General features: G+C 39.4%; 14 protein-coding genes. 5 read left to right on the forward strand and 9 right to left on the reverse strand.

The features are described from left to right. Window positions 1-90 precede the first annotated feature (90 nt). Window positions 91-1,293, reverse strand: coding sequence for an acyl-CoA dehydrogenase family protein (locus NSQ62_RS13020; RefSeq protein ID WP_341320565.1), 1,203 nt, complete (start codon window positions 1,291-1,293; stop codon window positions 91-93). 361 nt (window positions 1,294-1,654) lie between these two features. Here NSQ62_RS13020 and NSQ62_RS13025 point away from each other — a divergent pair, with 361 nt between their 5' ends. The 4 genes from NSQ62_RS13025 (at window position 1,655) to NSQ62_RS13040 (ending at window position 6,599) form a co-directional block, all read left to right on the forward strand. Then, a complete protein-coding gene (locus tag NSQ62_RS13025; protein WP_341320566.1) occupies window positions 1,655-3,481 on the forward strand; it encodes a V4R domain-containing protein in 1,827 nt (608 codons plus the stop codon). Window positions 3,482-3,756: 275 nt separating this feature from the next. Then, a complete protein-coding gene (locus tag NSQ62_RS13030) occupies window positions 3,757-4,965 on the forward strand; it encodes an MFS transporter (protein WP_341320567.1) in 1,209 nt (402 codons plus the stop codon). Window positions 4,966-5,157: 192 nt separating this feature from the next. Continuing rightward, window positions 5,158-6,120 carry a fumarylacetoacetate hydrolase family protein gene (locus NSQ62_RS13035; protein WP_341320568.1) on the forward strand — a complete coding sequence of 321 codons (963 nt, stop codon included), beginning with the start codon at window positions 5,158-5,160 and terminating at the stop codon, window positions 6,118-6,120. A 92-nt stretch (window positions 6,121-6,212) separates the two neighbouring features. Further along, window positions 6,213-6,599 carry a general stress protein gene (locus NSQ62_RS13040; RefSeq protein WP_341320569.1) on the forward strand — a complete coding sequence of 129 codons (387 nt, stop codon included), beginning with the start codon at window positions 6,213-6,215 and terminating at the stop codon, window positions 6,597-6,599. 75 nt (window positions 6,600-6,674) lie between these two features. Here NSQ62_RS13040 and NSQ62_RS13045 read toward each other — a convergent pair whose 3' ends face one another. Continuing rightward, entirely contained in the window at window positions 6,675-8,234 is a 1,560-nt protein-coding gene (locus NSQ62_RS13045; protein WP_341320570.1) for an acyl-CoA carboxylase subunit beta, read from the reverse strand. Window positions 8,235-8,236: 2 nt separating this feature from the next. Then, complete coding sequence (gene mce, locus NSQ62_RS13050; RefSeq protein ID WP_341320571.1) at window positions 8,237-8,650, reverse strand: methylmalonyl-CoA epimerase; 414 nt, start codon at window positions 8,648-8,650, stop codon at window positions 8,237-8,239. A 115-nt stretch (window positions 8,651-8,765) separates the two neighbouring features. Here mce and prli42 point away from each other — a divergent pair, with 115 nt between their 5' ends. After that, window positions 8,766-8,861: a stressosome-associated protein Prli42 gene (prli42, locus tag NSQ62_RS13055; protein ID WP_341320572.1), complete on the forward strand. Its 96-nt coding sequence runs from the start codon at window positions 8,766-8,768 to the stop codon at window positions 8,859-8,861. 25 nt (window positions 8,862-8,886) lie between these two features. On the opposite strand, the gene NSQ62_RS13060 is transcribed toward prli42, so the two are convergent. The 6 genes from NSQ62_RS13060 to NSQ62_RS13085 form a co-directional block, all read right to left on the reverse strand. Further along, window positions 8,887-9,843, reverse strand: coding sequence for an aromatic acid exporter family protein (locus NSQ62_RS13060; RefSeq protein WP_341320573.1), 957 nt, complete (start codon window positions 9,841-9,843; stop codon window positions 8,887-8,889). A gap of 69 nt (window positions 9,844-9,912) precedes the next feature. Then, a complete protein-coding gene (locus NSQ62_RS13065) occupies window positions 9,913-10,353 on the reverse strand; it encodes a BrxA/BrxB family bacilliredoxin (protein WP_341320574.1) in 441 nt (146 codons plus the stop codon). A gap of 89 nt (window positions 10,354-10,442) precedes the next feature. Beyond that, entirely contained in the window at window positions 10,443-11,522 is a 1,080-nt protein-coding gene (meaB, locus tag NSQ62_RS13070; RefSeq protein ID WP_341320575.1) for a methylmalonyl Co-A mutase-associated GTPase MeaB, read from the reverse strand. 1 nt (window position 11,523) lies between these two features. Then, window positions 11,524-13,668 carry a methylmalonyl-CoA mutase gene (scpA, locus tag NSQ62_RS13075; RefSeq protein ID WP_341320576.1) on the reverse strand — a complete coding sequence of 715 codons (2,145 nt, stop codon included), beginning with the start codon at window positions 13,666-13,668 and terminating at the stop codon, window positions 11,524-11,526. After that, a complete protein-coding gene (locus NSQ62_RS13080) occupies window positions 13,665-15,353 on the reverse strand; it encodes a methylmalonyl-CoA mutase family protein (RefSeq protein WP_341320577.1) in 1,689 nt (562 codons plus the stop codon). Before NSQ62_RS13080 ends, scpA begins: the two co-directional genes overlap by 4 nt. A 120-nt stretch (window positions 15,354-15,473) precedes the next feature. Continuing rightward, a complete protein-coding gene (locus NSQ62_RS13085; protein ID WP_341320578.1) occupies window positions 15,474-16,775 on the reverse strand; it encodes a dihydrolipoamide acetyltransferase family protein in 1,302 nt (433 codons plus the stop codon).

The following is a 16,775-nucleotide window of genomic DNA, read 5'->3' on the forward strand; positions in this document are numbered from 1 at the left end:
CCCTTACTTAAAATTAACTGTACTTTACTTAACAACCTCAAACTACGGAAAAACTTTTTTGTTTTTGCTAAAATTTTAGTTAATTTTTGTTTAATAACGTATTTGATTTGGATCTAAACCAGATAATTGTCTGCCATAGTTTTCTCGCGTAATAATTGGAGACAATGAGCGGTGGGAGTTTAATGTTAAGAAATCACGGATTAAACGCTGCATTGGACTTGCATCATAAACAAAACCAGAGCCGCTTGCCTTTAAAATTACTTGCACGGCTTCACTTAACAATTCATTTGCATAACCAATATCGGCCAAAGCCTTTAATCGTAAATCTTTCGGCATGATTTCACCTTTTGCCGCCCACTCATCAATTGATTTTGCCAAATTCATAAAGTAAAGTTCAGCCGTCTCTACTTTTAATTCAGCTGTTGCCAATAAATAATGCGTACTCCCTGCATCTTTGATCATTTTTACGCCCATATGCTGAGCCGTACGGTATGGCAGTGATTGTTTGAAATTATCGAGCATTTCTTTTACAACACCTAGACCCGGTAAGCCTAAAGATAATATTAAGCATGGAAATAACGCAGAATTATATAATGGAATATCACGTAAATGCGGCGACTGGAAATCTCCGTCCAGGATTTTTACAAATGACGTTACACGGTGTTCCGGCACGAAGACATTTTTCATTTTTACTGCATTACTGCCTGTACCTCGAAGACCTAATGTGTGCCAGTCATCTTCAATTTCCATTACGTCAAATGGTACAGTCATTAACAGCTGCTCTAGAATGTTGTCGTTCTCATCTTTTGTGTACATCCCGAAATAACCCCAAGTCGCATGCAGTGAACCTGAACAGAACATCCAGTGCCCTTCCTCTACAAGGTAACCGCCTTCTACTTTACGGACCGTACAAGATCTCGGTTCGTATACACCCGCAAATAATACATTTTGAGGGTTATTGGAGAAAATCTCCAAGTGGGCCTTTTCGTTGAATGATTCCGCCACCATAATATCGCGAATTGCACAAAGTGATGTAATCCATCCAGTAGAAGCACATGCTTTCGATAGTTCAATAATGACTTGGCTGTACGTTTGAACATTGGCTTGTAAACCACCGTAACGTTCCGGACGTAAAATATACATTAAGCCAGAATCCTTCAATTCCTGCATCGTTGTTTCTGGAATTCTTCTAATCTCCTCTGTTTCCTTTACACGCTTACGTACATTCACTGCAATATTCTGCATTTTATTCATTATTTCAATTTGTCTTTCTGTAAGTGCTAATGTCATCATTTCAACTCCTTTTATTTGTTGACTATAATATTACGTTTTTAAATATCTAATAATATGGTGAATATCTATGGAATTTTGAAACAAATATAAACAAAATTTAACGAATTATGATCCTATTGCAAACGCTGTCCCTTATAAAAAAAGATTGTAAATAATAATGCACTTCTTTATATGCCGCCTATATGGAAGGTCCAATTCTATTGAAAATATAAAGCCCTACACGTAGAAAATGCTTTAAGCAAAATTTAGCGATTTACCGTTTTTCCACAAATTTTTAGAGAAAAAACTTCTCATTTTCATGTAAAGTGTGGTATCTTTCAATTAAATGTATATAAAATTCAGAATATTCAGGGGGTTGAAGATGCCAGGCTCATCTTATGTGGATAAAGAGTTGTATACTACTACTAATACTTTTGGAATCTTACGGAAAGAATTGATTGAAAGCTTAGGCATAGAATACGCAAAATTCTTTTTACAGCGTTATGGATGGAATATCGGAGTTACTCACGCCAAAGAAGTCGATTATTTACCGCTCACGTTAACCGAAAAATTGAATAGTGCGGTGGGGTATCACCTAGCTTCCGGCCAAATTACGGATCTCCTATCAGAAAGAGTCCTGCAGTTAAATCCCGATGATACGGTGAAATATATGTACGCCAAAGGCATTTGGGTGAACTCTTATGAAGTTGGCGAACATATCAAACATTTCGGTGAAAGCGATTCTTGTATTTGCCATACACTGGCCGGATATTCAAGTGGATTTACCTCTTATTTAACAAAAAAAGAAGTGTATATAGTAGAAATGACTTGTCGTGCTAAAGGGGATGAACATTGCGCCTTTGAAATGCGCATGCTGGAGCATTGGGATTCTGAGACTCAATCTGACCTAAAGAAAATTAGTCAGTCAAGGATGATTGATGATTTGAATAAAACATATAAGGAATTATACGAGGAGAAAAAACATACAGAAAGAGTTTCATCTTTCCATAACAATTTAACACTAAGCATATCGCAAGGGATGAACATCGATCAAATTTTAGAAACCATATATTCAACCCTAAACGTCGCGGCCATTGTGCAGGATTTAAGCTTTAACACTCACCATTCGATTGGCATGACACAGGAACAGCTTGAATTTATTGCAGAAGACTTTATTCGACAAATGCCACAAACGAAATCCGGAAAAATATTAATACAGCCTATAGACCCTATGCATCCCAGTCAAGTTGATTGCCCCACCCATACCCGACTTATTAGCCCTATTACCGTACAGAAGCAGATTATTGGATATATCTCATTCATTTATTTTTCGAAGGACACTAATTTTAAAGAAGAAATGCACTATGTACAACGTTCGGCTGTTTCCATTTCACTCTGTTATTTAAATGAAAAATCAAGCCTGGAAGCGACTGAAAATATTAAAGCATTCTTTTTTGAACAGTTGCTGCAACAGCAATACACATCAAAGAAAAGTATGATCAGCCGCAGTTACCTTCTCCAAATTGATTTAAATGATGACTTTTATATAGGAAGTCTTGGCGTCACAAAAAAAGGAATACCCGTCAATGAAACTTCCACTATTCAAAAAATCATTCAGTCTGTCATTATTTATTTGGAAATGCATCAAACGTCCATCTTTATTACCGAATTCCAAGATGAAATTGTTTTCTTGTTCCCTAAAAAAGATGATACGTACGATATTTTTCAGAATATATTAAAGCACTTGCAGCGGAAATTTAAAAGTTTGGATTTCCGTATCGGATTAAGCCGGGTAATCAATGATATTGATGATATTGTAGAAGCACATCGCCAGGCGATTACTTCATTAAATATTAATAAGCGTGATACAATTGTATACTTCGAGAATACAAATATACTCGGCTCGCTTATTAATCATCAAAACAGCGATGTGATTGTGAAAATAGCACTTCGTGAGCTAGAACCGATTTTATCGTTAAAACCAAATAAAAGAGATGAATTTTTAAAAACTTTATACACATTTTTAAATCATAACGGAAATCTTAACCTTACAATGGTGGATTTGAATTTATCCATGAGCGGTCTTGTTTACCGCATTCAAAAAATTGAAGAATTGCTTGAGCGAAACCTACGCAGTTCTAAGAATCTCTTTGAATTAATACTTTTAATTGAGTCTTTAATTGTTTTAGGAAAAATTGAAATAGAATAACTGAATTCCAAGTACAAAATTACGGAAAATCCGTAGTTTTGTACTTTTTTTTTCAGTTTTCTTTTTTTGTATAAATTCAAAAATCCAAAAGGAATATTCCTCATGTTTTTTAACAATTTTTGCTTAATTTTAAATTACTTTTCCATAAATAATTATCGTGTATATGAAAGGGCTTACATGATAATATCTGAATATTCAAACGATTAAGGGGGAGTTTAAGCTCAACATGTAGTATCACTAAGTTTCATACGAAAATAAATACTAGGGGGTATTTTATGTTTCCAACATCCAGAAGTGGTTTTTTAAAGTTTTTAATTGTACTGATTGCCTTCCAAGATGTAGCTGCTGGTGTAGCGGGATCGATTATGGCGGACCTGATTGTCGCCTTTCCAGAATTTAGCCCTACTACTGTTATGTTAATTGCGACAATGCCTGGTTTGCTCCAAATTTTCCCTTCCCTTTTCTATGGGAAGCTAGCGAATAAATTCTCAAAACGCGGATTATTAATGACCGGGTTAATCTTATTCTTAATTGGTGGTATCATGCCATTCTTCCTAAGCAATCTATTCGCAATTATTGTTTTCCGCGGTATTTTAGGTCTTGGTGTTGGTATTACTTTGCCTTTATCCATTGATATTATCACTGGTTTCTTTGAAGGCCGTGAACGCGATTTCTTAATCGGATTCGGTACTTCAACAATCGCATGTGTCGGGGCGATTTTCTTCCAAGTAGTTGGTGGTATGTTAGCAGATGCATATGGCTGGAACTATGGATTCTTAGTGTACTTATTCCCGATTTGGATTTTAGCTATCACATTCCTGTTTTTACCAGAGCCGAAGAAACAGGAAGTACCCAATGCTTCAATCAAAGATGTTTTATTTAAAGCACCAAAAACAGTATATGGATTCACAGTTGGACAAATTATTTTCTCCGCTTTCGTATTTGGCTATGTAACAAATATCTCAATCATTATTCAAACTGAAGGTTTAGGGAATGCGACGGAAGCCGGTTTGGCCATTTCACTATTTACAACAGGTACATTATTGACAGGTTTCTTCTTTGGTAAACTGCGTTCCATCTTGCCGAACCTTATCGTACCACTAGGTGTACTTTTAACAGCTACTGGTATTTTATGGTGTTCAACAGTAGGTAGTTTAACAATGATTTTTGTAGCCAGTGTACTTGGCGGTATGGGCTTAGGAATCGTGCTTCCTGGCGTATTAGCACGAGTATCAGAGTTATCAAATATAGCAAAAGGTATTTCTTTTGTAGGGATCGCTGCTGCCGGTCAAGGTTTAGGTGGCATTGTGAGCCCTTATATGTTTGCAGCCATTTTGAGCGTTTTTGGCTTAGAAGGCGGACGTTCTACATTATTTATGGCTTCTATTGGTCTATTTATTTTGGCCATTGTTTGGGGGATTATAGCCGCTAGAAAATCACCTCTAACAATTAATGATAGTGAAGGTCAAACTGAAGTTGCCTAAATTATAACAAACAATAAAAAGGCTGTTCACTTTGGGGTTCCCCCTTAGTTGAACAGCCTTTCAATTTCTTTTCTTACATACTTCCATTAATTTTTATTGATTTTCCTCTCGTAAATTCATTAATAAACAACTAACTATTTACAACCGTTTCAAATAAAATAACAGTAGACTTTACTATTTAGGAGGATATAAATGGGAATTAAGTTAGTACGTTTTCAGCAAGGTGATTCGATTCAATGGGGTGTGTTAGATGATGCACTTTATTTGGTAAATGGATTTTATCTTACATTACGCGATATTTTAACATCGGGGATGGAGGCCATTGCGAACGCAAAACAAACAGGTCATATTATTGATCAAGCCACTATTTCGATTCTTTCGCCTGTAACAAATGATGCAAACATTTATTGCCAGGGTACAAACTACAGCGCACACCGTGTTGAAGCCGGATTTTCAAAGCAAAAGCCACCATACAATCTATTATTCACAAAAGCATCCAGTACGTTAACTTCTGCAACTGCAGATATTGTATGCCCAGCACATGTTCGGTTATTGGACTATGAAATTGAACTAGGCATTATTATGAAGCAAGATGTAACAGAAGCGAGCGAAGTCACAAACGGTAATTTAAAAGATTATATAGCAGGTTTGGTTATTACTAATGACATTTCTGCACGTGATGTACAAATCGTAGAACAGCAATGGTTTAAGGGGAAAAGCTACCGTGGCTTCTGCCCAACTGGCCCATACATCTATTTATTAGAAGAGGGAGAAATCGAATACTTAGAAAAATTAGAACTCCGCTTATCCGTAAATGGCGAAACACGTCAACATGTACAAACTAATCAGTTATTATTCAAGCCTACTGAAACATTGACTGAAATGTCCAGTATTTATGATTTAAAAATTGGTGATCTTATATTAACAGGAACCCCTGCTGGTGTGAGTCTTCGCCTAAATGCTCAAATTTTAGGCATCATTTACAATAACTCTATCCCTTATGAAGAAAAAGTAGAAGCCTTCTACAATTCACAAAAAGATAATGGCTATTTACAGCCTGGTGATGTCATGCGTTTAGAAATTAAGAGCGAAGATGGCGTTATTGATTTAGGTGTACAAGAAAATAAAATTGTCCAAGCGGTCAGTGTAAAATAAAGAAACACCGGAATCCCCTTTTATAATCCTTTATTAAAAAACTACCATCCTAGGTAAAAATGCAATAAAATAAAGAAAAGGAGGGGAATAACATGGAGTATCGACGTGAGGTGGCTTTAGTGTATTCTTTAGAGGAAGCATTACAAAAGTTAAATAGCATGAGGGAACACGGCTTTTCCGAATTCGAAATCCATGTTTTTGCGAAAGACATTAAACCTTTGCACTCATTAAAAATGTATACCGACCTACATGTTCACCAAGCTGGATGTCTTACAGATCAATTATGGTGCTTCTTTTCACGCGATAACTTGTATGAGGTATGCCTACGTAATTTTGATTTTTCGAAAGAAGAACGCGCGCATTATGGTCATGGAATCGAGCGTGGGGCTTACTTTTTACTGGCCGAGCATGAATTTCCAGTAGAAAAACAATTAACGAAAGCACATGCTGCATGGAAGACAACTAATATTGTGAATTAAAGGTGATACAAGTGAAGTATCGCCTTTTTTATATTTAAAACACCTGCTGTAAATTACCAGCAGGTGCTAAATTTCTTATAGCGGAATATTTCCGTGTTTCTTGTATGGACGGTCTTCGTGTTTTGTAGAAAGCATATCAAGTGCTTGAATTAACTTAATACGAGTTTCACGAGGATCGATTACATCGTCAACCATACCGCGAGATGCCGCTACGTATGGATTCGCGAATTTTTCTTTGTATTCTTCGATTTTTGCTGCACGTGTCGCTTCTGGATCAGCTGATTTTGCGATTTCACCCGCATGGATGATGTTTGCCGCACCAGCAGCACCCATTACCGCGATTTCAGCGTTTGGCCAAGCAAATACTAAATCCGCGCCAATTGCTTTAGAGTTTAATGCTACGTACGCACCACCGTATGCTTTACGAAGAATTACTGTAATTTTTGGTACAGTTGCTTCTGAGTAAGCATAAAGGATTTTCGCGCCGTGACGGATAATCCCGCCGTGCTCTTGTTTAACACCTGGGAAGAAGCCTGATACATCTTCAAATGTGATAACAGGCACGTTGTAAGCGTCACAAGTACGAACGAAACGCGCTAATTTATCAGATGAATCGATATCTAAACCACCTGCTAAGAACTTCGGTTGGTTACATACTAAACCTACTGACTCACCCGCAATACGAGCGAAACCAACAACGATATTCTTCGCGAATTCTTTTTGAACTTCCATGAACGAACCTTCATCCACAACTTGCTCAACCACTTTACGCACATCGTATGATTTCGTTTGGTCAATTGGCACAACGTCTACTAGCTCTGAACGGAACTCATCGCCAGGCGTGTAAGCTTGCTTTGGAGCCTTTTCTTTGTTGTTTTGTGGTAAGTAAGACAGTAATTGCTGAATCTGTGCAATGGCTGCTTCCTCGTTTTCAGCGCGGAAGTGAGCATTACCAGCAATCGCGTTGTGTACTTTTGAACCACCTAAGCCTTCAGCAGTAATCTTTTCACCTGTAACTGTTTCGATTACCTTTGGACCTGTGATAAACATTTGAGATGTTTTATCTACCATTAAAATGAAGTCCGTGATTGCTGGAGAGTAAACCGCACCACCAGCACAAGGCCCCATGATTACTGAAATTTGTGGAATAACACCAGAATAAATTGAGTTACGGTAGAAAATGTGACCGTAACCATCAAGTGATAGTACGCCCTCTTGAATACGCGCACCGCCTGAATCGTTAATGCCGATAAATGGTGTCCCGTTCTTCGCTGCTAAATCCATTACAGCTGCGATTTTTTTTGCGTGCATTTCACCAAGTGCTCCACCAAATACAGTGAAATCTTGTGCGAATAAGTAGATGTTACGGCCGTTGATTTTACCGAAACCAGTAACAACTCCATCACCAGGTCCTTCTAACTTGTCCATACCGAAGTCAACAGTGCGATGTGTAATGAATGGGTTGATCTCTACGAATGAGCCATCATCTAACAGCATTTCGATACGCTCACGAGCAGTCATTTTCCCTTTCTCGTGCTGTTTCTCAATACGTGCGTCACCGCCACCAAGTTTAATTGCCTCTTTACGGTCATAAAGCTCATTAATTTTGTCAAACATATCTAATGTAATTGTCATGATTAGTTGTCCCCTTTTCCGCTTTTATCACATAATTCATAAAGTACACCAAATGAGTCTTTCGGATGTAAGAATGCTACTTCTGCACCGCCAGCACCAGGGCCAGGCTCATCAGATAGTAAACGTACACCTTTTTCGCGAAGTTCAGCCATGCGCTCACGAATCCCCGTTACGCCAAATGCTACATGGTGAATCCCTTCTCCGCGTTTTTCTAAAAAGCCATGAATTGCACTTTTTTCGCTCATTGGTTCTAATAATTCGATTTTCACATTACCCGCATCGATGAAGGCAACTTTTACTTGCTGAGATTCAACTTCTTCTACTTTTAATAATTTTAAGCCTAACGTTTCTGTGTAGTATGTAATACTTTTTTCGATATCACGCACTGCAATACCAATATGATCTACTTTTTCCACGATGATAGCTCCCCTATAAAAAAATTATTTATTTAATGAATGAAAACCAAATGTACTTGAGAATTCCTTGAGATTTGTTAAACTAATACTAGTTCAACACGAAGGAGCGAAATCGATGAGTAACAAAAAATTCCAAAAAATCGTTGTTTATTCAATGGTTGTAATTATGCTAGTCTCAACAATTGCAATGGGTGTCGCAGCAATTATGTAAATGGATGTTTCGACATCCATTTTTTTTATGTTAAGCCTTTAAATGATTGCTTAATGACTAAATACTCATCCATTTCCTCAATAAACTGATACATCGCTGCCATCGCAAGAAATGTTTCATGATCTTTTGGTAATGGCATTTTTGCAAACTCCTCTTTCACCTTATCCAACTTCTCTAAAAAATGACTTGCGGTATTGCCCCCGTGAACATGTTCACTTAAATCTTCTAAAAACGTCGCAATGAGTGGTGCTTGCTCTGGTATAATCGGCAAAGTCGTAATTTTCGGCAGTACACGCTCAATAATTTCTAGCTGACGCTCGCGCATATCAAAATAGACATAATAAATATTGTCTTTACGCGACAAGTGATTTTGTACATCTTGATAAGCTAGTGTCTTTGCCGAGTTGAGTACTTTCGTTGCCTCAATCAGTTCCTTACCATCCCAAAGTGTATCGCCATTACGTAAATAGCCTGCAATTTCAGCTAATATCTTGGCAAATAGTTGTTCTGTTTTTCCTTGATACGCTAAAATATCTTTTTTTATATCTGGCATATACATATTGACAATGAGCCCCATACCAAAGCCAATCGCCATTAATAGTAACTCATTAATAAACAAATCCAGCGTGAAATTCGCTGTGAAAAATATGTGCATCATAATGACCGCACTCGAAACAAAGCCCTCTGCCACCCCAAGCGAAACAATCGTCGGGATAAAGAGTATGAACACGAGACCTAAAACGAATGCATGATAACCGAATATTTCGAAAAATATAAATGCATAGGTCATCCCTACGAGCGAAGAAACAATACGCGTATACACCGCATGTACCGATTTTCGCTTCGTTGGCTGAATACAGAGAATCGTTAAAATCCCTGCTGCTGTATAGAAGTTTAACTCTAAATACTGCGCGATGGCTATCGCAACAGAAGCCCCCAATGCTGTCTTTAGTGTACGATAGCCGATTGAAAACTTTTTCATATTGGGAAAACTCTCCTCAATTTAGCAATGTACCAGGCGCTTTCACGCCGGGTACTCGTAACTAATCACTTATACTTCTTCGCAGAATTCTTCGAAATGTCCTTGTAGGTTTGTAACAACACTCATCGGATCATGTCCTTCAATTTCGTAACGACCTACTTCTGCTACTGCTTGACCATCTTTTAATAACACAAATGATGGAGATGAAGGAATGTGATCTTCACCGAATAGGTAACGTGCTGCTGCAGCTGCTTCTTTGTCTTGACCTGCAAACACGGTTACTAAGTGGTCTGGACGTTTGTCATAGTGTACCGCGTGTGTTGCTGCTGGACGAGCGATGCCGCCTGCACAACCACATACTGAGTTCACCATTACAAGTGTCGTGCCTTTACGTTCAAAAGCAGCTTCTACCTCTTCAGGTGTACGTAATTGCTCGTAGCCTGCTGCTTCCATTTCTGCACGTGCAGTTGTTGTAATTTGTTGCATAAATAAATCATAATCCATGTTCATTAGCTTTTTAGCCCCTTTCGATATTCCTTCTTATCATAGCAAGGTTATGAACGATGTGCAAAGACTGTTGATGACAATTCATGCATGTCTTATTTATCAAATAACGCGTTGACACCTTGTGTTACTGTCAAACGTCCGTGTAATATTTCATCTTCTAATGAACGCACCTGTGTTTTGCGTTCAGGGCTACCATAAAATGAATCAATTAAATGATCGGTAATCATCGAATGGAACCAGTCACGTGTTTGCTCATGACGGCGAATATTCCAGTAATTCGTTTTTTTCACCGTGTTCTCAAATTCCATTAACATGTCCCAAACTTTGTCTAAGCCGGTCTTTTCCATCGATGAAACAGCAAGTGCCGTACTCATCCAGCCTGGTGTTGATGGTTGAAGGAAATGAAGGATCTGCTTGTATTCTTGCATTGTACGTTTAGCAGGGCGCACATTGTCACCATCTGCCTTATGCACAATAATGCCGTCCGCAAGCTCCATAATACCCTTTTTCATCCCTTGCAATTCGTCTCCTGCACCTGTTAACACAAGTAATAAGAAGAAATCGACCATACCGCGCACATACGTTTCACTTTGCCCTACACCAACTGTTTCGATTAATAACACATCGTAGCCAGCCGCTTCGCATAGTAACATCGTTTCACGCGATTTTTTGTGTACGCCACCTAAAGTACCTGCGCTAGGAGATGGACGAACGAAGGAATTTTGTTGACGAACCAGCTCTTCCATTCGCGTTTTATCACCTAAAATACTCCCACCAGATAGCGATGAGCTTGGATCAATCGCAAGCACGGCTACACGCTTGTCCATTTTGCAAAGCATCGTACCGAACGCCTCTATAAATGAACTCTTTCCTGCTCCCGGTACACCGGTAATGCCGATACGAATAGCATTCCCTGTATAGGGCAACAACTCCTGAAGTAAAGCTTGTCCGTCTACCTTGTGTAGCGCATTAGAGCTTTCAATGAGCGTGATGGCCCTAGCAAGTGCTGTTCGGTCACCCGAACGCACTTCTAAAGCTAATTTTGAAATATCAAGAGGTTCCTGCTTTTTTTTACGGAATTTCTTTGGCTGTACATAATTCATTCCATCATGCCCGCCTGTTACACCATCCATGACAAATAAAGCGCTTGGTTCCTGATTTTTTTCGTTCATGCTAGTCTTCCTCGTAGCCTAAAGCTTTATATACTTCTTCAAGCATTTTCACAGCTGCCACTGGAATAACTGTACCTGGTCCAAAGATTGCCTTCGCACCTGCTTCGTATAAGAAGTCATAGTCTTGTGCTGGGATAACCCCACCACAAATTACGATGATGTCTTCACGACCTAATTTTTTCAGCTCAGCAATTAGCTCCGGCACTAATGTTTTATGACCTGCTGCAAGTGAAGATACACCGACACAGTGTACGTCATTTTCATTTGCCATTTGCGCTGTTTCTTCCGGCGTCATGAATAATGGTGAGATATCTACGTCAAAGCCTAAGTCTGCATAACCCGTTGCCACTACTTTTGCACCGCGGTCATGACCATCTTGACCCATTTTCGCGATTAAAATACGTGGACGACGACCTTCTTGCTCTAAAAACGCCTCAATCATTTGCTTCACTTCTTCAATCGCTTCTTTATCTGAATAGTTTGCAGAGTATACACCAGAAATTGAGCGAATCACTGCTTTATGACGACCTGATACCGCCTCGATTGCATCTGAAATTTCTCCTAAAGATGCACGCGCACGCGCTGCGTCAACTGCAATTGCTAGTAAGTTTTCTGAGCCGTCTTCAGCTGCTTTTGTTAAGCGCGCTAAATGCTTTTGAACTTCTTCTTCGTTGCGCTCTGCTTTCATTTTTTCTAAACGAGCAATTTGAGAAACGCGTACGATCGCATTGTCGATATCTAAAATGTCGATTGGGTCTTCTTCCGCTAAGCGGTATTTGTTTACCCCAACAATTGTTTCTGTTTTTGAGTCGATTTTTGCTTGGCGTTTTGCCGCTGCCTCTTCAACTTTCATTTTTGGTAGACCTGTTTCGATTGCTTTTGCCATACCGCCAAGCTCTTCGATTTCTTCAATTAATGCCCATGCTTTTTCAGTTAACTCATCTGTTAATTTTTCTACATAGTATGAGCCACCCCATGGATCGATTACTTTCGTCATACCCGTTTCTTCTTGTAAGAATAACTGCGTATTACGTGCAATACGTGCTGAGAAGTCAGTTGGTAGAGCGATCGCTTCGTCTAATGCGTTTGTATGAAGTGATTGTGTATGACCCATTGCCGCAGCGTTTGCTTCGATTAATGTACGCGTTACGTTGTTGAATGGATCTTGCTCTGTTAAGCTCCAGCCTGATGTTTGCGAGTGTGTACGTAAAGCTAATGTTTTTGTGTTTTTCGGATTGAACGTGCTCATCATTTGCGCCCAAATACGGCGTGCTGCACGCATTTTTGCCACTTCCATGTAGTAGTTCATGCCGATTGCCCAGAAGAATGATAAACGCGGTGCGAATGCATCGATATCGATTCCTGCTTTTAAGCCTGTACGAACGTACTCTAAGCCATCTGCTAATGTGTAAGCTAACTCAATATCATTTGTTGCCCCAGCTTCTTGGATGTGGTAGCCAGAGATTGAAATCGAGTTGAATTTTGGCATAAATTTCGCTGTGTATTCGAAAATATCTGCAATAATTTTCATCGACATGGCTGGTGGATAAATGTATGTGTTACGCACCATGTACTCTTTTAAAATGTCGTTTTGGATTGTACCAGCTAATTTGTCTGGTGATACCCCTTGCTCTTCTGCTGCAACGATGTAGAACGCTAAGATTGGTAATACCGCACCGTTCATCGTCATCGAAACTGACATTTGATCTAACGGAATGCCGTCAAATAGAATTTTTGCATCTTCTACTGAATCGATTGCTACACCCGCTTTACCAACATCACCTGTTACACGAGGGTGATCCGAGTCATAACCACGGTGCGTCGCTAAGTCGAATGCAACCGATAACCCTTTTTGACCCATCGCAAGGTTGCGACGGTAGAATGCGTTTGATTCTTCTGCAGTTGAGAAACCTGCATATTGACGTACTGTCCAAGGGCGCGCAACATACATCGTTGGGTATGGGCCACGTGTATTTGGTGCAATACCTGCTACGTCATTAATATGTTTTGCATCTTGAATGTCCTCTGCATTGTATACAGAGTTCACTTCGATGCCTTCATTTGTCATAAATGTGCCTGTAGAAGAAAGTTGTGATTGTGCTAATACGTCTTCAATAACAACTGACCCGAAATTTGCTTTACTCATGATTGTGCCCCTTTCACAGTCGTTACGACATCGTTTAATTTTTCAACGATGTTTTGACCTGCAAAAATAAAGCCGTTTAAGCCATTTGCAGTCCAAGCTTCTGCTTCTTCTTTATATTTACCAGCTGCGTCTATTACTAGACCTTGTTTTTTACCTTCAAGTAACGCTGGGATTAATTGTTTTGTGTCATCATCAGTTGCTGCCACAACTACGTAATCATAGTCTGCAGTCGCAATCCAAGCTTTTGCCTCTTCAATTGTTTGGAAGCCTTCTGTTTGGTCTGCTACAATCCCCGCTGTTGCGAAGAAACCTTGTACGAAATCTGCACGCGGCTTGTAGTTTTTAAGTTGACCAAATGTTAGGATCACTGCTTTTAGCTCTGCTTGTGCGAAGCTAGTACGTAAGTTTTCAAATGACGCCGCAATACGTTTCACATCTGCAAATTGTGCATTTTCAGTTGTCGGAATCTCGTCTACTGGATTTGCATAAATATTTGTTCCGATTAATGAATGCTTGCGTGTTTCTACTTCTTTGATACGTGCTTTGTATACGTCTTCGATTTTTGCATCGATGCCGTAAGCGTCTAAGCCACCAGCTTGTTCGATTTCAAGGAACATCGCCCATGCCGCTTTTACGTAATCTGCCGTTAATGACTCGATGAAGTAAGAACCCCCTGCTGGATCAAGTACTTTTGTAACAAGAGATTCTTCTTTTGTCACAAGTGATACGTTTCGTGCAATACGTACAGATTGCTCTGTAATTTGTGTTAAGCAGTCATGTGGGTGAACGGTAATTACGTCCGCACCGCCGATTGCTGCTGAGAATGCTTCGTTGCCTGCGCGTAGTAAGTTTACATACACATCGTACTTCGAGAAGCTACGTACAGATGTTTCTACTACAACTGGGACAGCGCTTGCTTCATTGCCGAATGCTGAAGCAAACGCTTTCCATAACACTTTAAAGGCACGAATTTTTGCAACTTCTGCAAAGAATTGTGTATCCGCCGCGAATTGAACGAAGAATTTTTGTTCAAATGCTTTAAAGTTTTCTGCTGTTTGCGCTTGTTTAGATGCTAACGCTAACGCGATTGCTAATTCTTGTACCGCATTTGCGCCGTTGTTGTGGTAAGAAATTGTATTAGCACAAACTGTGCGTACGTTCGGGAAGCTAGTTAGTTCAAATGCTTCAGGCGCAACAATGTAACCGTTTACGATTTCTCGTTTAGCTTCGTCGATTTTATCGAATACAGCTAACACTGCGTCGTCAGTTGATGGAACGACGATTTTAAATGAATTTTCTGATAAATATGTAGCTAATTGGGCAATTGCTGCTTCAGTCCATTCAAAAGCTTGTGGGCTAGAGATTGTAATCACTTCGTTACCGCGTGTTAAGCTTTCATCTAAGTTTGCAAAGAAGCTCTCTTCGGTATCACCAATAATTTGCTGTGCAACCGCAAATGTTGCCGATTGTGATAACGTACGAATTGTTGAAACTTGCTTTTCTAATTGCTCACCTAACTTTTCGATTAAGCTTTCTTTCGTGTAAAGCGGTTCAAGCGTAATGTTTTCAATTGTTTTTGTAAACAGTGATTCGAACGGTTTTCCTTTAAGAGCTTTTACCGCTTCTTCTTGCCACTGATCATAGCTAGCTGATTGAAATTCAATGTGTTTCATATTAGTTGACATGTGGACGCTTACTAGCTTCCCCCCTTGTTATATTTCTGTACTATATTCTACACGAGAATGTTCTGACAATAAAGCAAAAAAATTTCCGAAAGCTTGATTTAATAAGCTTTCGGAACGTTTTTAGTAGACTGACATCTTGTCTTTATCGACATTTTCGAGAATTTCCTTTACGCGAGATAAGAATTTACCACAAATCATCCCATCTAAAATTCTATGATCTAATGATAAACATAAATTCACAATCGACCTCGGAGCTATCATATTACCCTGTACTATTACAGGTCTTTTTACAATACTTTCCACCTGTAAAATTGCAGCTTGTGGATAATTGATAATACCCATTGATTGAATTGAACCAAATGAACCTGTGTTGTTTACCGTAAATGTACCGCCTTGCATATGCTCTAATTTCAAATTGCCATTACGTACAAGATGCGCATATTCATGAATTTCCTTTGCAATGCCTTTAATCGATTTTTCATCAACATTTTTTATAACCGGAACGAACAAGGCATCGTCTGTCGCAACTGCAATCGATAAATTAATCGCTTTCTTTTGAATAATTTTATCATCTGCCCACACAGAATTAATCATTGGGAATTCTTTTAATGCTTGTGCCACAGCCTTTAAGAAGAAGGCAAAGTACGTTAAATTAAAGCCTTCTTTTTTCTTAAATTCATTTTTAATCGAATCACGGTATTCCACAAGCTCTGTCACATCCACTTCCATCATCATCCATGCATGTGGGATTTCGTGTGTGCTACGAAGCATATTTTTTGCAATCGCTTTACGTACTTGTGTGACTGGAATTTCGATGTCACCACTTGCCGTGGCCATTGGTTCTTGTTGTTTTGGTGTTTCAGTACTTGCACTTGGAGCTTGCTGAACTGGCTGAGAAACTTCTTGTGCGGTTGTCGGTTTGCCTGCAGCGACATACGCTTCAACGTCTTTACGTGTAATACGGCCATCTGCACCTGTACCTGTCACTTGCGTTAAGTCAACGTTATTATCTGACGCCAGTACCATAACTGCAGGTGAATAACGGCCACCTGTACGCGCTGGTTTTTCTGGCTTTGCGGCTGTTGTTGACACAGGCGGCTCCTTACGCTGAACACCTGCATTTAAAATGGCTGAGCTGACATTCGAGCTTTTTGGCGAGGGTGCAGGTGGTAATTCATCACCCTCTACTTCAATCACACAAACAACCGCGCCAACTGGTAATGTTTCGCCTTCTGTTGCAATTAATTCTTTAATGACCCCTGTAAACGATGACGGAATTTCTGCATTTACTTTATCTGTTGTCACTTCCGCTAATGGGTCATATTTATTTACAGTATCGCCAACTTGTACAAGCCAACGCTCAATTTTTCCTTCTGTTACACTTTCGCCAAGCTGTGGCATTACGATATTTTGACTTGTCAT

Origin of the sequence: Solibacillus sp. FSL H8-0523 (genome assembly GCF_038051985.1) — a bacterium.
Taxonomy (GTDB): domain Bacteria; phylum Bacillota; class Bacilli; order Bacillales_A; family Planococcaceae; genus Solibacillus.

Coding starts and splice junctions, on each gene's coding strand:
- NSQ62_RS13020 (WP_341320565.1), bottom strand. CDS start 1,293: ATGATGACATTAGCACTTACAGAAAGACAAATTGAAATAATGAATAAA.
- NSQ62_RS13025 (WP_341320566.1), top strand. CDS start 1,655: ATGCCAGGCTCATCTTATGTGGATAAAGAGTTGTATACTACTACTAAT.
- NSQ62_RS13030 (WP_341320567.1), top strand. CDS start 3,757: ATGTTTCCAACATCCAGAAGTGGTTTTTTAAAGTTTTTAATTGTACTG.
- NSQ62_RS13035 (WP_341320568.1), top strand. CDS start 5,158: ATGGGAATTAAGTTAGTACGTTTTCAGCAAGGTGATTCGATTCAATGG.
- NSQ62_RS13040 (WP_341320569.1), top strand. CDS start 6,213: ATGGAGTATCGACGTGAGGTGGCTTTAGTGTATTCTTTAGAGGAAGCA.
- NSQ62_RS13045 (WP_341320570.1), bottom strand. CDS start 8,234: ATGACAATTACATTAGATATGTTTGACAAAATTAATGAGCTTTATGAC.
- prli42 (WP_341320572.1), top strand. CDS start 8,766: ATGAGTAACAAAAAATTCCAAAAAATCGTTGTTTATTCAATGGTTGTA.
- NSQ62_RS13060 (WP_341320573.1), bottom strand. CDS start 9,843: ATGAAAAAGTTTTCAATCGGCTATCGTACACTAAAGACAGCATTGGGG.
- NSQ62_RS13065 (WP_341320574.1), bottom strand. CDS start 10,353: ATGAACATGGATTATGATTTATTTATGCAACAAATTACAACAACTGCA.
- meaB (WP_341320575.1), bottom strand. CDS start 11,522: ATGAACGAAAAAAATCAGGAACCAAGCGCTTTATTTGTCATGGATGGT.
- scpA (WP_341320576.1), bottom strand. CDS start 13,668: ATGAGTAAAGCAAATTTCGGGTCAGTTGTTATTGAAGACGTATTAGCA.
- NSQ62_RS13080 (WP_341320577.1), bottom strand. CDS start 15,353: ATGTCAACTAATATGAAACACATTGAATTTCAATCAGCTAGCTATGAT.
- NSQ62_RS13085 (WP_341320578.1), bottom strand. CDS start 16,775: ATGACAAGTCAAAATATCGTAATGCCACAGCTTGGCGAAAGTGTAACA.